Annotated in this window: 16 protein-coding genes; 14 read left to right on the forward strand and 2 right to left on the reverse strand. The window is 28.4% G+C overall.

From position 1 onward, the window contains the following. Window positions 1–20: 20 nt before the first annotated feature. The 6 genes from sltY to dnaJ all read left to right on the forward strand — a co-directional run bounded on the left by sltY (window position 21) and on the right by dnaJ (window position 10,916). Entirely contained in the window at window positions 21–1,952 is a 1,932-nt protein-coding gene (gene sltY, locus CRV09_RS01960) for a murein transglycosylase (protein ID WP_241973709.1), read from the forward strand. Window positions 1,953–2,556: 604 nt separating this feature from the next. After that, window positions 2,557–5,004, forward strand: a complete 2,448-nt coding sequence (gene thrA / locus CRV09_RS01965) for a bifunctional aspartate kinase/homoserine dehydrogenase I (protein ID WP_136132460.1) — start codon at window positions 2,557–2,559, stop codon at window positions 5,002–5,004. A gap of 26 nt (window positions 5,005–5,030) precedes the next feature. Next, window positions 5,031–5,960, forward strand: a complete 930-nt coding sequence (thrB, locus tag CRV09_RS01970) for a homoserine kinase (protein WP_136132461.1) — start codon at window positions 5,031–5,033, stop codon at window positions 5,958–5,960. A 4-nt stretch (window positions 5,961–5,964) separates the two neighbouring features. Next, window positions 5,965–7,257 carry a threonine synthase gene (thrC, locus tag CRV09_RS01975; protein ID WP_136132462.1) on the forward strand — a complete coding sequence of 431 codons (1,293 nt, stop codon included), beginning with the start codon at window positions 5,965–5,967 and terminating at the stop codon, window positions 7,255–7,257. A 516-nt stretch (window positions 7,258–7,773) separates the two neighbouring features. After that, window positions 7,774–9,684, forward strand: coding sequence for a molecular chaperone DnaK (dnaK, locus tag CRV09_RS01980; protein WP_136132463.1), 1,911 nt, complete (start codon window positions 7,774–7,776; stop codon window positions 9,682–9,684). A 110-nt stretch (window positions 9,685–9,794) separates the two neighbouring features. Next, window positions 9,795–10,916, forward strand: a complete 1,122-nt coding sequence (gene dnaJ / locus CRV09_RS01985) for a molecular chaperone DnaJ (RefSeq protein ID WP_136132464.1) — start codon at window positions 9,795–9,797, stop codon at window positions 10,914–10,916. A gap of 97 nt (window positions 10,917–11,013) precedes the next feature. Here dnaJ and rpsT read toward each other — a convergent pair whose 3' ends face one another. Then, window positions 11,014–11,283 (reverse strand): 30S ribosomal protein S20, encoded by a 270-nt coding sequence (rpsT, locus tag CRV09_RS01990; RefSeq protein WP_136132465.1) that lies wholly within the window; start codon window positions 11,281–11,283, stop codon window positions 11,014–11,016. A gap of 292 nt (window positions 11,284–11,575) precedes the next feature. Between rpsT and ribF the strand changes: the two genes are divergently transcribed. The 8 genes from ribF to folA all read left to right on the forward strand — a co-directional run bounded on the left by ribF (window position 11,576) and on the right by folA (window position 22,845). Continuing rightward, the gene (gene ribF, locus CRV09_RS01995) at window positions 11,576–12,511 is read left to right on the forward strand and encodes a bifunctional riboflavin kinase/FAD synthetase (RefSeq protein WP_136132466.1); all 936 of its coding nucleotides are present in this window, start codon (window positions 11,576–11,578) and stop codon (window positions 12,509–12,511) included. 23 nt (window positions 12,512–12,534) lie between these two features. Beyond that, window positions 12,535–15,348 carry an isoleucine--tRNA ligase gene (gene ileS / locus CRV09_RS02000; RefSeq protein ID WP_136132467.1) on the forward strand — a complete coding sequence of 938 codons (2,814 nt, stop codon included), beginning with the start codon at window positions 12,535–12,537 and terminating at the stop codon, window positions 15,346–15,348. Further along, window positions 15,348–15,815, forward strand: coding sequence for a signal peptidase II (lspA, locus tag CRV09_RS02005; protein ID WP_136132468.1), 468 nt, complete (start codon window positions 15,348–15,350; stop codon window positions 15,813–15,815). The genes ileS and lspA overlap by 1 nt, the downstream gene beginning before the upstream one ends. A 22-nt stretch (window positions 15,816–15,837) precedes the next feature. Further along, on the forward strand, window positions 15,838–16,770 hold the full coding sequence (ispH, locus tag CRV09_RS02010) for a 4-hydroxy-3-methylbut-2-enyl diphosphate reductase (protein WP_136132469.1): 933 nt from the start codon (window positions 15,838–15,840) through the stop codon (window positions 16,768–16,770). Between the two features lie 123 nt (window positions 16,771–16,893). After that, window positions 16,894–17,712, forward strand: coding sequence for a 4-hydroxy-tetrahydrodipicolinate reductase (dapB, locus tag CRV09_RS02015; RefSeq protein WP_136132526.1), 819 nt, complete (start codon window positions 16,894–16,896; stop codon window positions 17,710–17,712). 221 nt (window positions 17,713–17,933) lie between these two features. Continuing rightward, window positions 17,934–19,106: a glutamine-hydrolyzing carbamoyl-phosphate synthase small subunit gene (carA, locus tag CRV09_RS02020; RefSeq protein ID WP_136132527.1), complete on the forward strand. Its 1,173-nt coding sequence runs from the start codon at window positions 17,934–17,936 to the stop codon at window positions 19,104–19,106. Continuing rightward, a complete protein-coding gene (gene carB / locus CRV09_RS02025; protein ID WP_136132470.1) occupies window positions 19,093–22,311 on the forward strand; it encodes a carbamoyl-phosphate synthase large subunit in 3,219 nt (1,072 codons plus the stop codon). Before carA ends, carB begins: the two co-directional genes overlap by 14 nt. 42 nt (window positions 22,312–22,353) lie before the next feature. Then, entirely contained in the window at window positions 22,354–22,845 is a 492-nt protein-coding gene (gene folA, locus CRV09_RS02030; protein WP_136132471.1) for a type 3 dihydrofolate reductase, read from the forward strand. 26 nt (window positions 22,846–22,871) lie between these two features. Here the strand turns inward: folA and apaH are convergent, their stop codons facing one another. After that, window positions 22,872–23,690: a bis(5'-nucleosyl)-tetraphosphatase (symmetrical) ApaH gene (apaH, locus tag CRV09_RS02035; RefSeq protein WP_136132472.1), complete on the reverse strand. Its 819-nt coding sequence runs from the start codon at window positions 23,688–23,690 to the stop codon at window positions 22,872–22,874. Window positions 23,691–23,698: the final 8 nt, after the last annotated feature.

A 23,698-nucleotide genomic window follows, 5' to 3' on the forward strand; every position in this document is an offset into this window, starting at 1 on the left:
GAAAAAAATAATAAGTGAAAATGATCTTTAAATGCTTGATTTTAATTCAATTTATTTTTTTTAATGAAAATATATATGCTACTTCTATTAAACAGCAACGTCAAAATTACAAACAAATTAAAACTGCTTACATAAATCATGATATAGATATTATATCCAGTTTGTTACCTAAACTAAAAAAATATCCCCTTTATCCTTATTTGCAATATGAATTTTTGATAAAAAAAATCAAAAAAGAAAACAATTTAGCATCAATACAAGGTTTGGTAAAAAAATTCATTAATAAATATTCTGATATACCAATTGCCAATTCAATGAATAATTATTTTATAAATTTATTAGCTCAACATAATAATGGAAAAACTTTACTTAATTTTAGTCCAAATAAACCAAAACAAACACAAGCATTATGTAATTGGTACTATATTAAATGGCTTTTTGACAAAAAATCAATAAATATTGAAGCTTTGAAAAAAATTTGGCTAAGTCGTGTTAATATATTGCATGATTGCAATAAATTATTATTAATTTCAAATAAGCACATAAAAATACCTTCAAATATTATACTTGAACTTATTGGTTTTGCTATGAAGGCTAACAATGACAGATTAATAACTTGTTTAACAAAGATGCTGCCACCAAATTATAAAAATTTTGCAAATTTGATCCTACAAATAAAAAACAATCCATCATCTATTCTTAATTTAATTAAGAAAATGCATTATAGCTCCTTTAACTTTAATTTACAGGTAATCCGTTATTCTTTATTACATTTATCTCGTAAAAATCCTGAATTAGCAAAAAAAACAATGTCAATAATAATAAAATCTTATCATATGACACCATCTGATATTCAAGTATTAAAAGAAATAGTAGCAAATAATATGATACAAAAAAATATCAGTAATGAACTAAATATATGGCGTAATTCAGTAATAGCTAATAGCAAATCTACATCTTTGATTGAACAGCATATTCGTAAATCCTTAATGAATAATAATCGTACAGAACTGAAATTTTGGATTTCTCGTCTACCATTAAAAGCAAAGGAAAAAGAAGAATGGCAATATTGGCAAGCAGATATCCTTTATTTACAGGGAAAGAAAAAACAAGCTAAAAGTATTTTTTATAAATTAATAAAAAAACGTAATTTTTATTCTTTAGTAGCAGCACAAAGATTAGGCATAAATTATTTTTTTAAAAACGATATAGCACCAGCGCCTGACAATACTATTTTAACACTCAAAGAAATGCCAAGAATACGTGAATTAATGTATTGGAAACAATATAATTTAGCAAGCAATGAATGGAATCATTTGATTTCTAATAAAACTGTTAGACAATTAAAAATGTTAGCACGTTATGCTAACGAGCAAAAATGGTGGAATTTCAGTGTAAAAACTACTATTCAAGCTAAAATATGGGATAATATTAAAGAAAGGTTTCCACTAGCATGGAACAATCTATATATCAAATATACTAATAATAAAAATATTTCTAAAAATTATGCAATGGCTATTTCAAGACAGGAAAGTGGTTGGGATCCAGATGCACATTCATTAATGAATGCTATAGGACTGATGCAAATTGAACCAAATACTGCAAAGCAAGTCATAAAAATATACCATATTAAAGATGATATTATAAATAAATTATTTGATCCTGAAATAAATATTTGGATTGGTACTAATTATTTAGAATATATTTTTAAACAACTTGGAAAAAACCGGATTTTAACTTCTGCAGCATATAATGCTGGATTATCAAATATAAATATATGGAAACATAGAAGTGCAGGCAAAATAAACGCAATAGCCTTTATTGAAGCTATTCCATTTCTAGAAACAAGACAATATGTCAAAAATGTTTTATTATATAATGCCTATTATAATTATCTTACTGGAAAACCTAGAAATATTTTAACTTCTGTTGAATGGAATCATCGCTACTGAATTATAAGTTAATAATTGATATTATAAAAATTTTTAATAATTAAATTTAACATTAAAAGTAAAAAAACAAAAATTTATTAATATAATTTCGATAAAATAGATTTATTTTTAATATGTTTTTAATGATTTTATTAAATAAAAACTTAAGATTTAATATAATTTAATCACTACTTTAATTAACAACTATTCTGCTAACAATGCTTATATAAATTTTTTATATAATATTCTTAAAAGATAAATTAGTTTATTTATATTTTTTATATAATTACATATGATCTATATTCAAAATTTAGTCATTAATTTTTTATCCCGATAGGGGAGAATGCATGTAAGTTGAATGATATTTAAAATATTATTTAATACGGACATTTACTTGGTAAATCATATATTAATTCTTTTAGTTGCATAAAATTTTTGTAACTAAAGATTATAATAAATATCATATACTTAAATTAAGTTTTAAACATCTTGCTAACACCTTAATTATTGGCATCGCTGTTATTATACATAGTGATATGAGCTGATATAAATAAAAAAAGAAAACATCACCTATCTGAAGTATAAATTTCTTAACTTTTTGTTAAGATTCAGGAGATTTTACATCATGCGAGTGCTAAAATTTGGTGGAACATCAATGGGTAATGCGAAACTTTTAATTCGTGTAGCCGAAATTTTAGAAGATAGCGCACAAAAAGGACAAGTTATTGCTGTATTATCTTCTCCAACTAAAATTACAACTTATTTGTTGGAAATAATTAAAACCAGACTTAGTAATCAAGATAATTTATTAAGTATTAAGGATGCAGAATATATTTTTTCTAGCTTATTATTAGACTTGGTTGATATTCAACCAAAATTAAATTTTGGTTATCTAAAAAGTTTTATAGGACTAGAACTTAATAAAATAAAAAAGATGCTATATGGAGTAAAATTATTAAAACAATGTCCAGATAATATACAAGCCTCTATTACATGTATTGGTGGAAAAATTTCAGTTGTTATTCTAGGAGAAATATTGAAGGTACGTAATAATCACACAAGTATAATAAATCCTGTAGAGAAAATCCTTGCTTTTGGAAGTTATTTAAATTCTACAATTGATATCATTGAATCTTCTAATCGTATTAAACTTAATAAAATTCCAGAAAAAAATATTATACTTGTAGCAGGTGCTATAGCTGGAAATGAACGTGGTGAAACAGTATTATTAGGAAACAAAGGTTCAGACTATTCAGCAGCGTTTTTAGCAGCATGTTTTAAAGCAGATCGTTGTGAAATATGGACCGATGCAGATGGTTTATATATTTGTGATTTAAATCAAGTTCCTAATGCAAATATATTAAGATCAATATCTTATAATGAAATTATAGAATTAATTTATTTGGGTGCTAATATTCTTAATATTAAGACTATCAATGTTCTTACTCGTTTTCAAATTCCGTGTTTAATTAAAAATATTACTAATCCTATATCAGAAGGGACTGTTATCAGCAATAAAATTGATCGCGATAAAAGTTTAATTAAAGGTATTGTTGATTTGAATAACGTAGTGATGTTAAACATTTCTGGCTCAAAATTAAAAAATGTAGCTGGTATGTTATCACATATAATAAACAGTCTTTCAAAATCTGGTATTTTTATATTTTCATTTATGGTTCATTACCAGGAAACTAATATTAGTTTTTGTGTATTAGAAAGTGACCTAAAATTTATTCAACAAACTCTTAAAAAAGAATTAAAATTCGAACTGCAAAATAAGTTACTTAATCCTATTATAACAACTAAAAATCTAACGATGATTTCAGTGATAGGTAATGGTATATGCAGTGTTAAAGGGTTATGTAACAAAGTACTTTCACCATTGACACGTGCCAATATTGATATTATATCAGTTTTACTGAATTCGTCTGGAAACTCAATTTCAATTATTTTGAAGAAAAATAAAGTTACAAATTTAATTAAACTAATATACCGATCATTATTTATTAATAATAAGATAATTGAGCTATTCATAATTGGAATTGGAGGAGTAGGAAATGCTTTATTGAAGCAAATAGCTCAGCAACAAAAATACTTAAAGCAAGAAAAAAATATAAAAATATGTGTTTGTGGAATAGCTAACTCTCAACAGATTCTAATTAATTTAGAAGGGATTGATTTAAATAATTGGAGATTAGATTTTTCAAAAACTAATAAAATATTTGATACTAATCACTTAATATCTTTAATTAATCAAAATCATATGCTAAATCCAGTTATTGTAGACTGCACTGCTAGTGAAGAAATTGCTAATAAATATATAAATTTTTTATCAAACGGTTTTCATATAGTAACATCAAATAAAAAAGCTAATACTTCTTCTTGGGATTACTATAAAAAAATACGTAATATTACTAATAATTCTAACTGTAAATTTCTGTATGAAACTAATGTAGGAGCAGGTCTTCCAGTAATTGAAAATCTAAAAAATTTATTAAATAGCGGGGATGAATTGATAAAATTTTCTGGAATTTTATCGGGTTCCCTTTCTTTTATTTTTGGTAAATTAGATGAAGGCTTTTCTATATCAGAGGCAACTAGTATGGCACGTAAAATGGGTTATACAGAGCCAAATCCTATAGAAGACCTTAGTGGTATGGATGTAGCTCGCAAATTACTAATTATAGCTCGAGAATTAGGATATAAATTAGAGTTAGAAGATATAAATATTGAACCATTATTACCAAATGATATTGATCATATTAATGATATTGACAATTTTATGAAATATTTATCATCATTTAATGAATTATTTAAAAATAGAGTATCTAAAGCTCATACTTGTAATAAAGTCTTAAGATTTGTTGGTACTATTGAAAAAGGAGGTATATGTAAAGTGAAAATTGATGAAGTGGGGGAAAATAATCCACTTTATAAAATTAAAAATGGTGAAAATGCATTAGCATTTTATAGTCGTTATTATCAGCCAATTCCATTGGTTTTACGAGGATACGGAGCTGGTAATGATGTAACAGCGGCTGGAGTTTTTGCTGATTTACTTCGTACTTTATAATGAAATGAAAAGTTAGGATTTTAATAATGGTAAAAATTTATGCGCCGGCATCTATTGGTAATGTTAATGTAGGATTTGATGTATTAGGTGCAGCACTTGCACCCATAGATGGTTCATTATTAGGTGATTATGTTACCATTAAATCTTCTGATCACTTTAAATTAGTTAATGCTGGCATGTTTGCAAATAAGTTACCCACCATTGTAGAAAATAATATTATCTATCAATGCTGGAAGCATTTTTGCTTAAAAATTAATAAAATCATACCTGTCAGCATAATTTTAGAAAAAAATATGCCAATAGGATCAGGTTTAGGATCTAGCGCTTGTTCTATAGTAGCTGGTTTAGTAGCAATGAACGAATTTTGTGGTCAGATTCTTAGTAAGAATGAATTATTAATATTAATGGGCAATTTAGAGGGCTATATTTCAAACAGCACTCATTACGATAATGTAGCCCCATGTTTTTTAGGAGGGCTTCAACTTATTTTACAAGAAAATAATATTATAAGTCAGAATATACCTATTTTTAATGATTGGCTATGGGTTATATCATATCCAGGTATTAAAATATCCACTGCTCAAGCTCGTTCAATTTTACCAATAAAATATTCTAAAGAAGATTGTATTAAACATAGCCAGTTATTAGCTGGATTTATCCATGCTTGTTATACACATCAACCATACTTAGCTGCTAAATTAATGAGAGATATAATAGCAGAACCCTATCGCGCTAAATTGTTACCAGATTTTCTAAAAATTAGAAAAAATTTACAAGAAATGGGCGCTATAGTATCTGGCATTTCTGGATCAGGTCCTACTATTTTTACCATATGTAATAAAATAAATATAGCTAATCAAATAGCAACTTGGCTAAAATATAATTATCTAAAAAATAAAGATGGTTTTGTTCGGATTTGTAGGGTTGATAATTTAGGTGCACGCAGATTAGGATAGCCATATGAAATTATATAATATAATTGATAATAGTGAACAGGTTAGTTTTATTCAAGCAACTAAAAAAGGTTTAGGATCTAAACAAGGATTGTTTTTTCCTATGGAACTCCCCGAATTAAATTCTGATACTATTGATAGTTTATTAAGAATGGATTTTATAAGTCGAAGTTGTGAACTCATTTTATCTTATGTTGGTGATGAGATAGTCTCTAATGATCTAAAAAATTGTGTTAAAAAAGCATTTTCTTTTCCTGTTCCAATAAAATATATATCCAATAACATTTCTTGTGTTGAACTATTTCATGGTCCAACATTAGCATTCAAAGATTTTGGTGGCCGATTTATGGCACAGGTATTATCAAATATTATTGATCAAGATGAAAAAATTACTATTTTGACTGCAACTTCTGGAGATACTGGAGCAGCTATATCACATGCATTTCATGGTATGAAAAATATACGAGTTGTAATTTTATATCCAAAACATAAAATTAGTACTTTACAAGAAAAGCTATTTTGTACTATAGGTGATAACATTGAAACAATTGCTGTAGAAAGTGATTTTGATACTTGTCAATCTTTAGTGAAGATGGCATTTAATGATATAAAATTGAAAAAATTAATTTCTTTGAATTCAGCAAATTCCATCAATATCAGTCGTCTTTTAGCACAAATTTGTTATTATTTTGAGGCTGTATCTCATTTTCCTAAAGAAATACGTAATAAATTAGTAGTGTCCGTACCAAGTGGAAATTTTGGAAATTTAACTGCTGGTTTTTTAGCAAAGTCTCTTGGCTTACCAATAAAACGTTTTATAGCAGCTACTAATATTAATGATACTATACCTAGGTTTTTAAAAAGTGGCATATGGAATCCAAAAAAAACTGTCTCAACTATATCAAATGCAATGGATGTTAGTCATCCAAACAATTGGTCTAGAATAGAAGAAATATTTTCTCGTAAATCTTGGAAATTAAAAGATTTAGCGTATGGTTCAGTACGAGATGAAATTACTAATTCATCAATGTATGAGCTTGCAAAGCTTGGTTATATCTCGGAACCTCATTCTACTATAGCTTGGCATGTATTACGTAATAATTTAAAAAATGATGAATACGGTTTATTTCTTAGTACTGCTCATCCGGCTAAATTTCAAGATATAGTAGAAAAAGCTACAGGTAAAAAAATAATATTACCTTATGCATTATCTAAATGTAGCACACTTCCTACACTATCTTATAGTATAAGGCCAAAATATAAGATATTACGTGATTTTTTACTAAGACAATCAAAATAAATTTCTTCCTAGAAAGAAAAAATGAAAATTAATCTTAATGTATTAATTTATTGCAGATATATTTAACTATATATTTTTCAAAAACTTAATAAATCACAAATAAAATATTAAGTATTAATGACAATTTTATATTTTTAATCATATTTCAAATATTATCTATTTGAGATAAAAATTCCTTTAAAAAAAACGTGATTGAAGTGTATAATTACTCTAAATAACTTATTAATATATAAGATATGGTGAAATTATTTAGATGATTGAAATTATGAAAATATAGTATTAATAAAAACTTCAAAATTTGTTTTGTCTTTAATATTTATTAAAAATCACGTAAATATAAAAATATTTTTTTAGATCAACCCTTGATGCTTATGTAACCGACCCCCATGTACCTGTCATTAGATGTTGTGAAACCAATGCAAAAAAAGGCTAGTTTAGGTTGAAAGTTAGTGACCTGACCTTATAGGGCTCACAATCCAATTTGATATTTGAAAAAATTAAGGAGGAGACGTTTAGATGGGTAAGATTATTGGTATTGACCTAGGTACAACCAATTCTTGTGTAGCCATAATGGATGGAACACAGGTGCGTGTGTTAGAAAATGCTGAAGGTGATCGTACTACACCTTCTATTATCGCTTACACGCAGGATGCCGAAATTCTGGTCGGTCAACCGGCTAAACGTCAGGCAGTGACCAACCCACAAAACACCTTGTTTGCGATAAAACGTTTAATTGGTCGTAGGTTTCAAGATGAAGAAGTACAACGTGATATTAAAATTATGCCTTATAAAATTACCAAAGCAGATAATGGTGATGCTTGGATAGAAGTGAAAGGACAAAAAATGGCTCCACCACAAATTTCTGCTGAAGTCTTAAAAAAAATGAAAAAAACAGCAGAGGATTTTCTTGGTGAATCTGTTAATGAAGCAGTTATAACTGTTCCTGCTTATTTTAATGATGCACAACGCCAAGCAACAAAAGATGCAGGTAAAATTGCTGGTTTAGAGGTTAAAAGAATAATTAATGAACCTACAGCAGCAGCTTTAGCATATGGGTTAGATAAAGCCAAAGGAAACCGAACTATTGCCGTTTATGATTTAGGTGGAGGAACATTTGATATTTCCGTTATTGAGATAGATGAAGTTGACGGTGAAAAAACTTTTGAAGTATTAGCAACTAATGGTGATACACATTTGGGTGGAGAAGATTTTGATAGCCGTTTGATAAATTATTTGGTAGCTGAATTTAAAAAAGACCAAGGGATTGATTTACATAAAGATCCATTGGCAATGCAACGTTTAAAAGAAGCGGCAGAAAAAGCAAAAATTGAACTTTCTTCTGTGCAACAAACTGATGTTAATTTACCTTATATCACTGCTGATGCATCTGGACCAAAACATCTAAATATAAAATTAACTAGGGCAAAATTAGAATCATTGGTAGAGGATTTAGTGGATCGCTCTATTAAACCATTAAAAGTAGCTTTACAAGACGCTAATTTATCTATATCTGACATAAATGATGTAATTTTAGTGGGTGGGCAAACACGCATGCCTTTAGTTCAGTCAAAAGTGACTGAATTCTTCGGAAAAGAACCTCGAAAAGACGTCAATCCTGATGAAGCAGTTGCTGTTGGTGCAGCAGTACAGGGTGGAGTTTTAGGCGGAGATATTAAAGATGTACTTTTGTTAGATGTTACTCCTCTTTCATTAGGTATTGAGACTATGGGAGGTGTAATGACATCATTAATAAGTAAGAACACTACAATACCAACCAAACATAGTCAAGTATTTTCTACTGCTGAAGATAATCAGTCTGCAGTTACTATTCATGTACTTCAGGGAGAACGTAAACGTGCTAACGATAATAAATCTTTAGGACAATTTAACTTAGATGGCATACAGCCAGCACCTAGAGGGATGCCACAAATAGAAGTTACGTTTGATATTGATGCTGATGGCATTTTGCATGTTTCTGCAAAAGATAAAAATAGTGGAAAAGAACAGAAAATAACTATTAAAGCTTCTTCTGGTTTAAACGATCAGGAAATAGAAAAAATGGTGCGTGATGCAGAAGCAAATGCTGAGTCTGATCGTAAATTTGAAGATTTAATTAAAGTACGTAATCAAGGTGACCAAATTATTCATAGTACTCGTAAGCAACTTGATTTAATTGGTGAAAAAATATCTCCTGACGATAAAAGTATTATTAAAGCAGCTTTATCCAAACTTGAAGATGCTTTAAAAAGTGAAAATAAAATTGAAATTGAAAATAAGATTCAAGCGGTAATTGAAGTATCAAGCAAATTAATAGAAACAGCTCAACAATCTCATAATAGTGATATGAATGCAAATACTACAACAGCAAAAAAAGACGACAATGTAGTAGATGCCGAATTTGAAGAAATTAAAGATAATAAAAAATAATCTTTTATAAAAACATCTTTAATTGATTAGATTATTGTTTAATAAAATTTTCACGGGCGTATAAAGTGATTTTACGCCCGTGAAATATATTAAGGTAAGGATTGTGAAAAATGGCGAAAAAAGATTTCTATGAAACTTTAGGTATTGATAAGTCAGCTGATGAACGTGAAATTAAAAAGGCTTATAAACGACTAGCAATGAAATTTCATCCTGATCGCAATCCTGGTGATAAAAAGGCAGAAGCAAAATTTAAAGACATCAAGGAAGCGTATGAAATTTTAACGGATTCAAATAAAAGAGCAGCTTACGACCAATACGGTCATTCTGCTTTTGAAAGAGTCAATATGGGTGGTGGCAATACGACAGATTTTAGTGATATTTTTGGTGACGTTTTTGGTGATATTTTTGGTAACAGTCGTCGTCAGCAAAGATCATCTAGGGGTTCAGATTTACGTTATAACCTAGAACTTACTCTTGAAGAAGTGGTATTAGGTGTAACAAAAGAAATTTACATCCCTACATTAGTTGCATGTAAATTATGTCGTGGAAGTGGAACAAAGATAGGAACTAAACCTCAAACATGTAATACTTGTCATGGTTCTGGTCAAATTCAAATGCGTCAAGGTTTTTTTACAGTTCAACAATCATGTCCTACTTGTCATGGTTCTGGTTCTATTATTAAAAATCCTTGTAATATTTGTCATGGTCATGGTCGTATTGAAAAATCTAAAACTTTATCAGTAAAAATACCAGGAGGAGTAGACACAGGGGACCGAATTCGTTTAAGCGGTGAGGGAGAAGCAGGTAAAAATGGAGCTCAAGCAGGAGATTTATATGTTCAGATATCAGTAAAAAAACATTCAATTTTTGAACGAGAAGATAATAATTTATATTGTGAAGTACCAATAAATTTTGCAATGGCAGCGTTAGGAGGTGAAATTGAAGTTCCTACTTTAAATGGTAGAGTGAAACTAAAAATACCTTATGAAACACAAACTGGTAAGTTGTTTCGAGTACGTGGAAGAGGAGTTAAATCGGTTCGCAATGGCGTAGTAGGTGACTTATTGTGTAGAATTGTAGTAGAAACCCCTGTTAACCTTAATGAGATACAAAAACAATTACTTTCACAATTAGAAAAAAGCTTTGGTGGACCTACTGGGGAACGCAACAGTCCAAGATCTAAACGTTTCTTCGATGGAGTAAAGAAATTTTTTGAAGACCTAACCAAATAAATATATGAGTAAATTTGCTTAAAAATTTACTTAATAAAATATTATTTAATAAAAACATCCTAATATCAATAACATATAATGTTTTAGTTTTTAATCTTCATCCTTTTTGCATCTTATTTATTTGTGCAATTAATCTAGATTTATATCGGGCAGCTCGATTTTTACAAATTAATCCCTTAGATGCTTGTCTATCAACTATTGGTTGCATTTTATTAAATGCGTTTTGCGCGATAATTTTATCTCCTGAAGATATAGCTAAATAAACTTTTTTAATAAAAGTTCGTATCATAGAACGACAACTAGAATTAAATTTACGACGTTTTTCAGATGTAAAAGTTCTCTTTTTAGCTGATGGAGTATTTGCCAAAATTTTATTTCCTAAAATTAGTGTATACAAAAGCACGAACTCAATTATCCACATAATATATTTTTTGTCAACATGTTTTCTCTTTAAAAATTTAAATATTATTATTTTTGATGAAATTTAAATTTTATAATAATTGATATTCATAAATGCTCTTAACGAGTATATATTTTATATTAAATATAAAATCAAAATCTAATTAAGAATGTATATTCTATGTTAATATATAACTACATAATTTATATTATATTTTTGTTTTATTCTGATTTTAATCACCATCAATTTAGAGTTTATTATGAATTTAATCCGCGGTATTCATAACATTAAGAAAAATCATTACGGTTGTGTTCTAACAATTGGAAATTTTGATGGTGTTCATTTAGGCCATCAATCTTTATTACTCAAATTAAAAAAAGAAGGGATGAAATATAACTTACCAGTAATGGTAATGTTATTTGAACCACAAACTCTTGAATTATTTAATGGAAAAAACGCACCAGCACGTTTAACATCTCTACGGGAAAAATTAAAATATTTATCGGAAATAGGAGTGGATAATGTACTTTGTGCTCGTTTTAATCGTCATTTAGCCATGTTACCAGCATATCGTTTTATTTCTGACTTATTAATTAATAAATTAGGTGTTAAATATTTAGCTATAGGTAATGATTTTCGTTTTGGTGCAGGAGGTAAAGGAAATTTTAATTTATTAAAAAAAGCTAGTAATAAATACAACTTTAATGTAGATATAATTAAAACACTGTATGATGGTATAAATAAAATCAGTAGTACAGCAATACGTGATGCTCTTGCTAATGATAATTTAATTCTAGCAGAATATTGGTTAGGTCGTCCTTTTATTATTTCTGGTAGAGTAATACATGGTAATAAATTAGGACAAGAGTTGGGTTTTCCTACTGCAAATATCAATTTATGTCGTAGAATATGTCCAGTTAAAGGAATTTTTATAGTTAAAGTACAAGGCGTTTCTTTAAAACCTATATACGGAGTGGCCAACATAGGAATTTGTCCGACTTTAAAAAAAATCTATCATCAAAGACTAGAAGTGCATTTATTTGATATAAATATAAATTTATATGGTAGATATATAGAAGTAATTTTAATACATAAGTTAAGAAATGAAAGATGTTTTACATCTTTAGATTCATTAAAAAAACAAATTTCAAGAGATATAATAGCTGCGAAGCAACTATTATCGATGATAAAATAATAAAAAATGGAATGTAAAATATAATGATTGATTATAAGTCAACTTTAAATTTACCTGAGACTAAATTTCCCATGAAAGGAAAGCTTGTGCATAGGGAACCAGAAATATTAAAACGCTGGAATGATGATAATCTATATCAAATAATTAGAGAAAATAAAAAAGGCAAAAAAATATTTATATTACACGATGGACCTCCATATGCAAATGGTCAAATTCACATTGGTCATTGCGTTAATAAAATTCTAAAAGATATTGTTATTAAGTCCAAGGGAATGTCAGGTTATAATTCTCCATATATACCAGGTTGGGATTGTCATGGTCTACCTATTGAACATAAAATTGAACAAATGATTGGTAAGCCAGGAGATAAAGTAAGTTATGCAAATTTTCGAACATTATGTCGTAAATTTGCATATGAACAAATTGAAAAACAAAAAGTTGACTTTATGCGATTAGGTATATTAGGAAATTGGAATAATCCTTATTTAACAATGAACTTTGAAACTGAAGCTAACATTATCAGAGTATTAGGAAAATTTATTAAAAACGGATATTTATATAAAGGAACAAAACCAGTTCATTGGTGTATAGATTGTTGTTCATCCTTAGCAGAAGCTGAAGTTGAATATCATGATAACATTTCATCTTCCATAGATGTTATGTTTAAATGTGTTGATCCCGATATAATTTCTAAAATATTTAAAATATCACAAGTTGTCAATCCTATTTCATTAGTTATTTGGACAACAACTCCTTGGACTATCCCTGCAAACCGCGCAATAGCTGTAAATCCAGAATTTTATTATCAATTAATAAAAGCCGACGACTTGTTTTTGATTTTAGCTAAGGATTTATTATTAACTTCTTTAGAACGCATTGGAATACGTGATTGGACCATACTAGGTGAATGTAAAGGTAAGCAACTGGAATTGAAAAATTTTAAAAATCCTTTTTTTAATAATTATTCTCCAGTAGTCCTTAGTGAACATGTTACACGAGATATCGGTACTGGTGCCGTACATATTGCTCCTAGTCACGGTATGGATGATTATATTGTTTCTAAGAAATATGGCATTAAAAATATAAATTTAATTGGACCTGATGGATATTATTTAGCAGGAATACATCCTTTGTTAGATAATATTAAAATATTTCAAAGTAATACTATTATTATTGATTTACTAAAAAACAAAAATTTACTATTAAGTAATAAGGATTTTTCACACAATTACCCGCATTGTTGGCGCCATAAGACTCCAATTATCTTTCGAACCACACCTCAATGGTTTATTGATATGGACCATAAAAAATTGCGCATAGAATCTTTGAATAAAATTAGAAATGTTAAATGGGTGCCCAGTTGGGGTCAATCATGCATGGAATCTATGTTATTAAATCGCCCAGATTGGTGTATATCACGTCAAAGACTTTGGGGTGTACCTATTCCATTGTTTATACACAAAGAAACCGAACAATTGCATCCCGATACACTAAACATAATAGAAAAGGTTGCATCTCTTGTTGAAAAACATGGAATTCAAATATGGTGGGATTTAGATTCAGGTATTCTTATAAAAGAAACTAATGATTATTTAAAAGTATGTGATGTTCTTGATGTATGGTTTGATTCTGGTTCTACTATTCTGTCAGTAGTAGAAACACGTCCAGATTTTCTTAATAGTCAGCCTGATATGTATCTTGAAGGGTTAGATCAATATCGTGGATGGTTTATGTCTTCATTAGTTATTTCTACTGCTCTAAATAATACAGTCCCTTATCGTGAAGTAGTAACACAATCTTTTACTGTAGATGGTAAGGGAAGAAAAATGTCAAAATCACTTGGCAATGTAATATCTCCAAAAAATATAATTAAAAAGTTTGGTGCCGATATTTTAAGACTCTGGGTGGCATCAACTGATTATTCAAGCGAAATGACGATTTCTGATGATATTTTACAATGTTCATCTGAATATTATAGAAGGATACGTAATACTATCCGTTTTTTATTGGCTAACTTAAATGATTTTAATCCGAAAGAAAATCTAATAAAAAAAGATAATATGATATTAATAGATAAATGGGCAATAGGTCGTGCTCAAGCAGCACAAAAAGACATTGTTTCATTTTATGAAAAATATGATTTTCATAATGTTGTTCAACGATTGATGTATTTTTGTTCAATAGAAATGAGTTCTTTCTATCTTGATATAATCAAAGATCGTCTATATACCATACAAGCAAATAATACATCAAGAAGAAGTTGTCAAACAGCCTTATGGCATATCATAGAAGCATTAGTTAGATGGATAGAACCAATTTTATCTTTCACAGCTGATGAAGTTTGGAGTTATTTAGTAGGTGATCGTTCAAAGTATATATTTACTGAAGAATGGTATAAAGGTCTTTTCAGTTTGTCAAAAGATGATATTTTAGATGATCATTATTGGAATGATCTTATAAAAATAAGAAGCGAAGTTAATAAAGTAATTGAGCAAGCAAGAAAAAATAAATTAATTGGTAGTTCTTTGGAAGCAAATATTAAGTTATATATTGGATTAGATTTATATAAAAAATTACAATTTTTAGGTCATGAATTAAAATTTGTGTTTTTAACATCTAGTATTCAAATACTAGATTATAAATTTGCTACTAATAAGGCGTATCAAAGTGAAATATTTAAGGATTTAAAAATTGAGTTTTATAAAGCAGAAGGGGAAAAATGTTCTAGATGTTGGCATTATACTAAAGATATTGGGACAAACTCTAATTATCCTGAAATATGCAATCGTTGTATTGAAAACATAGTAGGAAAAGGTGAGGAACGTAAATTTGTATAATGAAAAAAATTATTAAATTAATTTGCTTAAGTTGGTTATGGCTATCATTTGTAATAATTTTTATAGATATTGCTATTAAACAAACGATAATGAAAAACATGTATTTGCATGAAACATATCAGCTAACATCTTTTCTAAATATATTCTATTGCCATAATTATGGGATTGCATTTAGTTTTCTAGATGATGGTAAAATTTGGCAGCGTTGGTTTTTCACTATTGTATCTATTATTGTTATTATATTTTTATTAGTTATTTCATATTATGATTATTTAAACAATAAAATTTGTATTGCATATATATTAATAATTAGTGGTGCATTAGGTAATTTAATTGATCGTTTTTATTATGGATTTGTAATAGATTTTATTGATTTTCATATTAAAAATTCACACTTTCCTACGTTTAACATAGCAGATTGTAGTATAGTTATTGGTGTCATATTATTAATGTTAAAATATAAATGAATATATTTAAGCTGGAGTTAGAATGAAAATTCTACTAGCTAATCCTCGTGGATTTTGTGCAGGCGTTACAAGAGCAATCACTATTGTTGAAAGAGCATTAGACATATATGGACCTCCTGTATATGTTTATAATGAAATAGTACATAATAGTTATATAGTTAGTAATTTACGTGAGCTTGGTGTAATTTTTGTAAAACAAATAAATGAAGTACCAATTCACGCTGTTTTGATATTTTCTGCACATGGTGTATCACAAAAAATAAGAAATGAAGCAAAAAAAAACAATCCTAGAGTTTTATTAGATGCAACATGTCCATTAGTATCAAAAATTCATTTTGAAGTAAAAAATGCGAGTCGTAAAGGTATAGAAGTTATTTTAATTGGAAACTATAATCATCAAGAAGTGCAGGGTACTTTAGGGCAATATGATAATGATCATGGTGGAATTTATGTAATAAATTCTATTGAAGATAAATCTAAATTAAAAATAAAAAATGAAAAAAAAGTGAATTTTATGACACAAAGTACTCTATCAGTTGATTATACTGCTAAGATTGTTAATAAATTAAGACAGAATTTTCCATTGATTAACGGACCTCACAAAGAAGATATTTGTTACGCAACTACTAATAGGCAAAAAGCAGTAAAGGTTTTGGCACGTTATACAGAACTAATATTAGTTGTTGGTTCAAAAAATTCTTCTAATTCTAATAGACTAGTTGAAGTAGTACAAAATATGGGGAAAGTAGTTAAGTTAATTGATTCATATAAAGATATTAAAAAAAATTGGTTTAAAAATATTAACTATGTTGGTGTTACATCAGGTGCTTCAGCTCCAGATATTTTAGTTAATAAAGTAGTAGAATATTTAATTAAATTAGGTGGTAATAATATTACAGAGCTAATAGGTGAAAAAGAAAAATTTGTATTTAATTTGCCAAATAAATTAATTTAATATCTAATTTATTATAATAATTAATAAAAGTTTTTATTTTAAATAAATATAATTTAAAACATTACAAATTAAGTTAATATTAAAATACAAAAATATTTTATAGTGGTTTTTGTTAAGGTGGTAATAATGGATGATAATATTAGAATTGCTATTACAGGCGGTCAAGGACGTATGGGCCGTAGTTTAATTCTTGCAGCTCAACAAAAACATATGAATTTAGGAGGTGTTTTAGTCAAACCAGGATCTTCAGTAATTGGTCGTGATGTCGGAGAATTAATAGGTAGTTATAAATTTAATATTAAAATTTCAGATAATTTATATAGTATAATTGATGACTTTGATTTGTTAATAGATTTCACAAATACTCAAGCTACCATGAAATATTTAGATATATGTCTAAAATATAAAAAACCTATGGTTATTGGTACTACAGGTTTTAATCAAACAGAACAAGATTTAATTAATCGCGTATCACAAGAAATTGCAATTGTTTTATCTGCCAATTTTAGCATAGGAATGAATATAGTTCTTAAATTACTAGAAAAAACAGCTAAAGTAATAGGATCTAATTCAGATATTGAAATTATTGAAAAACATCATAGTCGTAAAATTGATGCTCCTTCAGGTACGGCATTGGTTATGGGGAAAACAATAGCTAATGTAATGAATTTAGATTTTGATAAACATAAAGTATGTAAAAGAGAGGGAATAATAGGAGAACGTAAGAAACAATCAATTGGTCTTTCTACAGTGAGAGCTGGGGATATTATAGGTGAACATACCGCAATATTTGCAAGCATAGGTGAAATCATAGAAATAAATCATAAAGTTTCTAGTCGTATGAATTTTGCTATAGGTGCAATTAAAGCAGCAGAATGGTTAAAATACAAAAAATATGGTCTTTTTGACATGTGTGATGTATTAAATTTATCTTGTTTATAGATCACTATCATAACATAAAAACTAAAATATAAAATTTTATTTAAATTGAATTTATTAAAACTATTTAATAAATTCAATTTGATTGAGTTTTTTTGTCTTATTATTTTCATCTTTAAATTTAAGAGATGTTTAATATTAAATTTACTTTTATTAAAACAATAAAAATGAATTTAAAATGTTTTTTATTATTTTAATAATATTTTATTATTAGGGAGAATATGTTGCGTAAATCAGCTCTTTTAGTATTGGAAGACGGAACTCAATTTTACGGGCGGACTATTGGGGCTATAGGTTCGACAGTAGGAGAAATTATATTTAATACCTCAATGACCGGTTATCAAGAAATACTAACTGACCCGTCTTATTTTCTCCAAATTATTGTTTTAACTTATCCTCATATCGGCAATGTTGGAACCAATTTTGAAGACGAGGAATCTAACAGAATTTACGCTCAAGGTCTGATTATTCGTGATTTACCATTATTAGTTAGCAATTTTCGTAGTAAAGAAAGTTTATCAAAATATTTAAAACGTAATAATATTATTGCTCTTGCTGATGTTGATACTAGAAAGTTAACTCGTTTATTACGTGAAAAGGGTACTCAAAATGGCTGTATAATTGCTAAAAGAAATCCAGATATTACAATTTCTTTGCAAAAAGCTAGATCTTTTATAAAGCTTAAAGACATAGATATATCAAAAGAAGTTACTACCTCTAAAATCTATACTTGGAACAAAGGTAATGTAAAGTTAACAAATACATTATTAGAGAAAAAAAAATCAAAACAATTGCCTTACCATGTGATTGTTTATGACTACGGTGTAAAACGTAATATTTTACGCATTTTAGTTGACAAAGGATGTTTCTTAACTGTTGTTCCAGCATATACTTCTGTAAATGAAATAATGAAAATGGAACCGGATGGAATTTTCCTTTCTAATGGTCCTGGTGATCCTAAATTATGTAAGTATGCTATTGATAATATCAAATATTTTCTACAGATAGAAATTCCAATATTCGGTATATGCTTTGGTCATCAACTTTTAGCACTAGCAAGTGGTGCAGAAATAATAAAAATGAAAACCGGTCATCATGGAGCAAATCATCCTGTACAAGATCTTAGTAGTAAAAAAATAATGATAACTGCACAAAACCATTGCTTCGTAGTTAATAAAGTAAACTTGCCAATTAACTTGTATATAACACATATTTCGCTATTTGATAACACAATACAAGGCATTCATCATATTTGTAAACCAGCATTTAGCTTTCAAGGACATCCAGAAGCAAGTCCAGGACCTTTTGATGCAATGGTGTTATTTGATCATTTTATTGAATTAATTAATAAATTTTCTTTAAAAAAGAAATCAGGAGTTAATAATGCCAAAACGTAAAGATATAAAATCTATCCTGATTCTTGGTGCAGGTCCAATTATAATTGGACAAGCCTGTGAATTTGATTATTCTGGTGTACAAGCTTGTAAAGTTTTAAAAACAGAAGGTTACCGTATCATTTTAGTAAACTCCAATCCAGCCACTATTATGACAGATCCAGAAATGGCCGATGTTACTTACATTGAACCAATAAATTGGGAAATAATACAAAAAATCATTAAAAAAGAAAGACCTGACGCATTACTTCCCACTATGGGAGGTCAAACAGCATTAACTTGTGCTTTAGAGCTTAATCGTCAAGGAGTACTTGAAAAGTTTAATGTAATTATGATTGGTGCTAACGCAGAAAGTATTGATAAAGCAGAAAACCGATATCTCTTTGATAAAGCAATAAAAAGTATTGGTCTAGAAACTGCTCGTTCTGGTATGGCAAAAACAATTAAGGACGCGTTAGTTATAGCAGATTACGTTGGATTTCCATGTATTATTCGCCCATCATTTACTATGGGAGGTTCTGGTGGAGGTATAGCATATAATTTTAAAGAATTTCAAGAAATATGCAATCAAGGATTTAAAGCATCACCGACTCATGAATTATTAATTGATGAATCTTTACTTGGTTGGAAAGAGTATGAAATGGAAGTTTTACGAGATAAAAACGACAATTGTATAATAGTTTGCTCAATAGAAAATTTTGATGCTATGGGTATTCATACAGGTGATTCTATCACAGTAGCTCCGGCTCAAACATTAACAGATAAAGAATATCAAATTATGCGTAATTCTTCAATAGCAGTATTGCGAGAAATAGGTGTAGAAACTGGTGGTTCTAATGTTCAATTCGCAATAAATCCAAAAAACGGAAGATCAATCATTATTGAAATGAATCCACGTGTATCACGTTCATCTGCATTAGCTTCTAAAGCTACTGGTTTTCCTATCGCAAAAATATCAGCTAAATTAGCAGTAGGATATACTCTTGATGAATTAACTAACGATATTACTGGGGATATAATACCTGCTTCATTTGAACCTTCTATTGATTACGTTGTTACTAAGATTCCTCGATTCAATTTTGAAAAGTTTCCAGGTGCAAACAATATTTTAAATACTCAAATGAAATCAGTTGGGGAAGTAATGGGCATTGGTCGTACTTTTCAAGAATCATTACAAAAAGCATTACGTAGTTTAGAAATAGGAGTTAGTGGTTTAGATTCTAAATTAAATAATTATAATAATTTGAATAATATTAAAAATATACTTAAAAGTGCTAGCTCAGATAGAATCTGGTATATTGCTGATGCGTTTAGAGCTGGAATGTCTATTTATAACGTATTTAAACTCACTAATATTGATAAATGGTTTTTGATTCAAATTAAAGAATTAGTAAATTTAGAAAAGCAAGTCATTTTAAAAGGTAGAAATGGTTTAAATAAATCATTCTTATATCAGTTAAAACGTAAAGGTTTTTCAGATATTCGTTTAGCATATTTAACAAAACTAAAAGAAAAAAACATTCGCCAACTTAGATTGCTTTATAATTTGCACCCTGTTTATAAAAGAATTGATACTTGTGCTGCTGAATTTGCTACGAATACTGCATATATGTATTCAACTTATGAAGAAGAATGTGAATCTGAACCAAATCAAAATAAAGAAAAAATAATGATAATAGGAGGAGGTCCAAATCGCATAGGTCAAGGTATAGAATTTGATTATTGTTGTGTTCATGCTTCGTTGGCATTACGTGCAAATGGTTATGAGACTATTATGGTTAACTGTAATCCAGAGACAGTTTCAACTGATTATGATATTTCTAATAGACTTTATTTTGAACCAATTACATTAGAAGATATATTAGAAATAATACGGGTTGAAAAACCTAAAGGAGTAATTATACAGTATGGAGGTCAAACACCATTAAAATTAGCACATTTACTGGAAGAACATAATGTGCCAATTATTGGTACTAGCCCAGACTCTATTGATTGTGCCGAAGATAGAAAACGTTTTCAACAATTAATTAAATATCTTGATTTAAAACAACCAAAAAATGCTACTGTTTTCAATTTAAATCAAGCTATAAATAAAGCTACAGATATAGGTTATCCATTGTTAGTACGGCCTTCATATGTTTTAGGTGGACGTGCTATGGAAATAATATATGATGAATTTGATTTAAAGAGTTACTTCCAAACAACTATATCCAATAATAATCCAATATTGCTAGATCATTTTATAGAAGATGCTATTGAGGTAGACGTTGATGCTATTTATGACGGGAAGGATTTACTTATTGGAGGTATTATGGAACATATAGAACAAGCAGGGATTCATTCAGGAGATTCTGCATGTTCGTTACCAGCTTATTCCCTTAGTAATAAAATTCAAAATAAAATACGCAAACAAACAAAACAATTAGCTGCTGCATTAAAAATTTGTGGACTTATGAATGTTCAATTTGCTGTTAAAGATGAAGATATTTATTTAATTGAAATTAATCCACGTGCTGCCCGTACTATTCCTTTCGTTTCTAAAGCTACTGGTATTCCTTTAGCAAAAGTAGCTGCTCTTGTGATGGTAGGTAAAACACTATCTGAACAAAATTTTACTAAGGAAATAATTCCACACTATTACTCTGTGAAAGAAGTGGTATTGCCATTTATTAAATTTCAAGGATCTGACCCAATTCTTGGTCCAGAAATGCGTTCAACTGGTGAAGTTATGGGAATTGGTAGAACCTTTGAAGAAGCCTTTGCCAAAGCTATGTTAAGTGCAAAAGACAATTTAGAGAAAAATGGAAAAGCATTTTTATCAGTGAGAGCTAATGATAAAAGACGTATAGTTGATCTTGCAATTAAATTGCAAAAATTTGGGTTCGAATTGGATGCTACATACGGTACAGCTCTAATCTTAAGTAAGGCAGGTATTAATGTGCGTATAGTAAAAAAAATGAAAGAAGGATATCCAAACATTCAAAACCATTTAAATAACGGTGAATATACTTATATTGTAAATACTGCTTCAGGTCGTAAGTCTATTGAAGATTCTAAAATAATTAGAAACAGTGCGCTTAAGTTTAACGTATGTTATAATACAACAATAAATGGAAGTTTTGCTAGAGTAATGTCATTAAATGCTGATCCATTAGAAAGAATAATTTCTTTACAAGAATTACATAGCCAATTAATTAATTTAAATTAAAATTTAATTTCTATAAACAATTAATATTGTAGAAAATAAAATATGATAAGTATTATTGCTTCATTTGAAGATAATCGTTTTATTGGATTGAAAAATAATATGCTTTGGAACCTTCCAGTAGATTTATTATGGTTCAAAAAAAATACTATAAATAAACCGATAATCATGGGTAGAATTACCTTTGAATCTATTGGACGAGCATTACCGCAAAGAACTAATATTGTGGTAAGTAGTAATCCAGGAACATCAAAAGATGTCATTTGGGTTAAGTCTTTAAATGAAGCAATTAAATTAACTATTTCATATAATGAAACAATGATAATTGGGGGAGCTAGTATATATGAACAAATGATAAATTACGCTGATTTACTATACTTAACTCATGTTAATGTAGATATTTTTGGTGATAAAAAATTTCCATATTACAACCCTTATGAATGGAAACCTATATTTAGAAATTTTCATAATATTGATAAAAAAAATATATACAGTTGTAATTTTGAAATATTGCGTCGTCGTTTTAAACTTTATTGATAATAAATAAAATTATTTTTAAATACTTAAGAGTGAGTTATTTTATTTATTCTACAGTATTTTTTTTCTTCCCAATGTAAAAGGGTAAGCCTCCCCCCCCAACAACAACCTGTATCTAATCCTATAATTTTTTTAGGGGTTCCTTTTCCTTTGATAGCAGACCAATGACCAAAAACTATCGTATAATCACTTATTGATTTATTTTTAATGTTAAACCAAGGTCTTATTGATAATTTACTAGATTTTATAATATTTTTAGAAAACATTTCTAATTGACCATTACTAAAACAATAACGCATTCTAGTTAATACATTGGTACTAAATCTAAGTCTTGATAATCCACTAAGTTTTTCATTCCAATCATTAGGTGTATTACCATACATAGAATTAAGAAATAATGTATAAATATTACTAGAAAGCACTTTTTCTATTTCATATGCACACATTTTTGCTGTTTTTAAATCCCATTGAGGACTGATTCCAGCATGTGCCATAATTAATTTTTTTTGTTCGTCTACTTGTATTAATGGTTGACAACGTAGCCAGTTAATTATATCATCGATATCTTCAGCTTTTAAAAGATTTTTTAAATCCTTATTAGTCTTATCACTATTAATCCCTGCATGAACTGCTAAAAGATTTAAATCATGGTTCCCCAGAACTAACTTGACACACCTATCAATTGATTTAACATAACGTAATACATCTAATGAATATGGTCCTCGTGCTACCAAATCACCTGTTAACCACAAGGTATCTTTTCTAGAATCAAAGTTAACTTTTTTTAATAAAGTGCGTAATTCTTTGTAGCAGCCATGAATGTCACCAATTAGATATGTACTCATAAATTTTT

It is taken from the genome of Candidatus Pantoea edessiphila, assembly GCF_002933345.1.
Taxonomy (GTDB): Bacteria; Pseudomonadota; Gammaproteobacteria; order Enterobacterales; family Enterobacteriaceae; genus Pantoea_C.

Coding starts and splice junctions, on each gene's coding strand:
- thrB (WP_136132461.1), top strand. CDS start 5,031: ATGGTAAAAATTTATGCGCCGGCATCTATTGGTAATGTTAATGTAGGA.
- ispH (WP_136132469.1), top strand. CDS start 15,838: ATGAAAATTCTACTAGCTAATCCTCGTGGATTTTGTGCAGGCGTTACA.
- thrA (WP_136132460.1), top strand. CDS start 2,557: ATGCGAGTGCTAAAATTTGGTGGAACATCAATGGGTAATGCGAAACTT.
- apaH (WP_136132472.1), bottom strand. CDS start 23,690: ATGAGTACATATCTAATTGGTGACATTCATGGCTGCTACAAAGAATTA.
- lspA (WP_136132468.1), top strand. CDS start 15,348: ATGAAAAAAATTATTAAATTAATTTGCTTAAGTTGGTTATGGCTATCA.
- ribF (WP_136132466.1), top strand. CDS start 11,576: ATGAATTTAATCCGCGGTATTCATAACATTAAGAAAAATCATTACGGT.
- dnaJ (WP_136132464.1), top strand. CDS start 9,795: ATGGCGAAAAAAGATTTCTATGAAACTTTAGGTATTGATAAGTCAGCT.
- dnaK (WP_136132463.1), top strand. CDS start 7,774: ATGGGTAAGATTATTGGTATTGACCTAGGTACAACCAATTCTTGTGTA.
- folA (WP_136132471.1), top strand. CDS start 22,354: ATGATAAGTATTATTGCTTCATTTGAAGATAATCGTTTTATTGGATTG.
- ileS (WP_136132467.1), top strand. CDS start 12,535: ATGATTGATTATAAGTCAACTTTAAATTTACCTGAGACTAAATTTCCC.
- thrC (WP_136132462.1), top strand. CDS start 5,965: ATGAAATTATATAATATAATTGATAATAGTGAACAGGTTAGTTTTATT.
- carB (WP_136132470.1), top strand. CDS start 19,093: ATGCCAAAACGTAAAGATATAAAATCTATCCTGATTCTTGGTGCAGGT.
- sltY (WP_241973709.1), top strand. CDS start 21: ATGATCTTTAAATGCTTGATTTTAATTCAATTTATTTTTTTTAATGAA.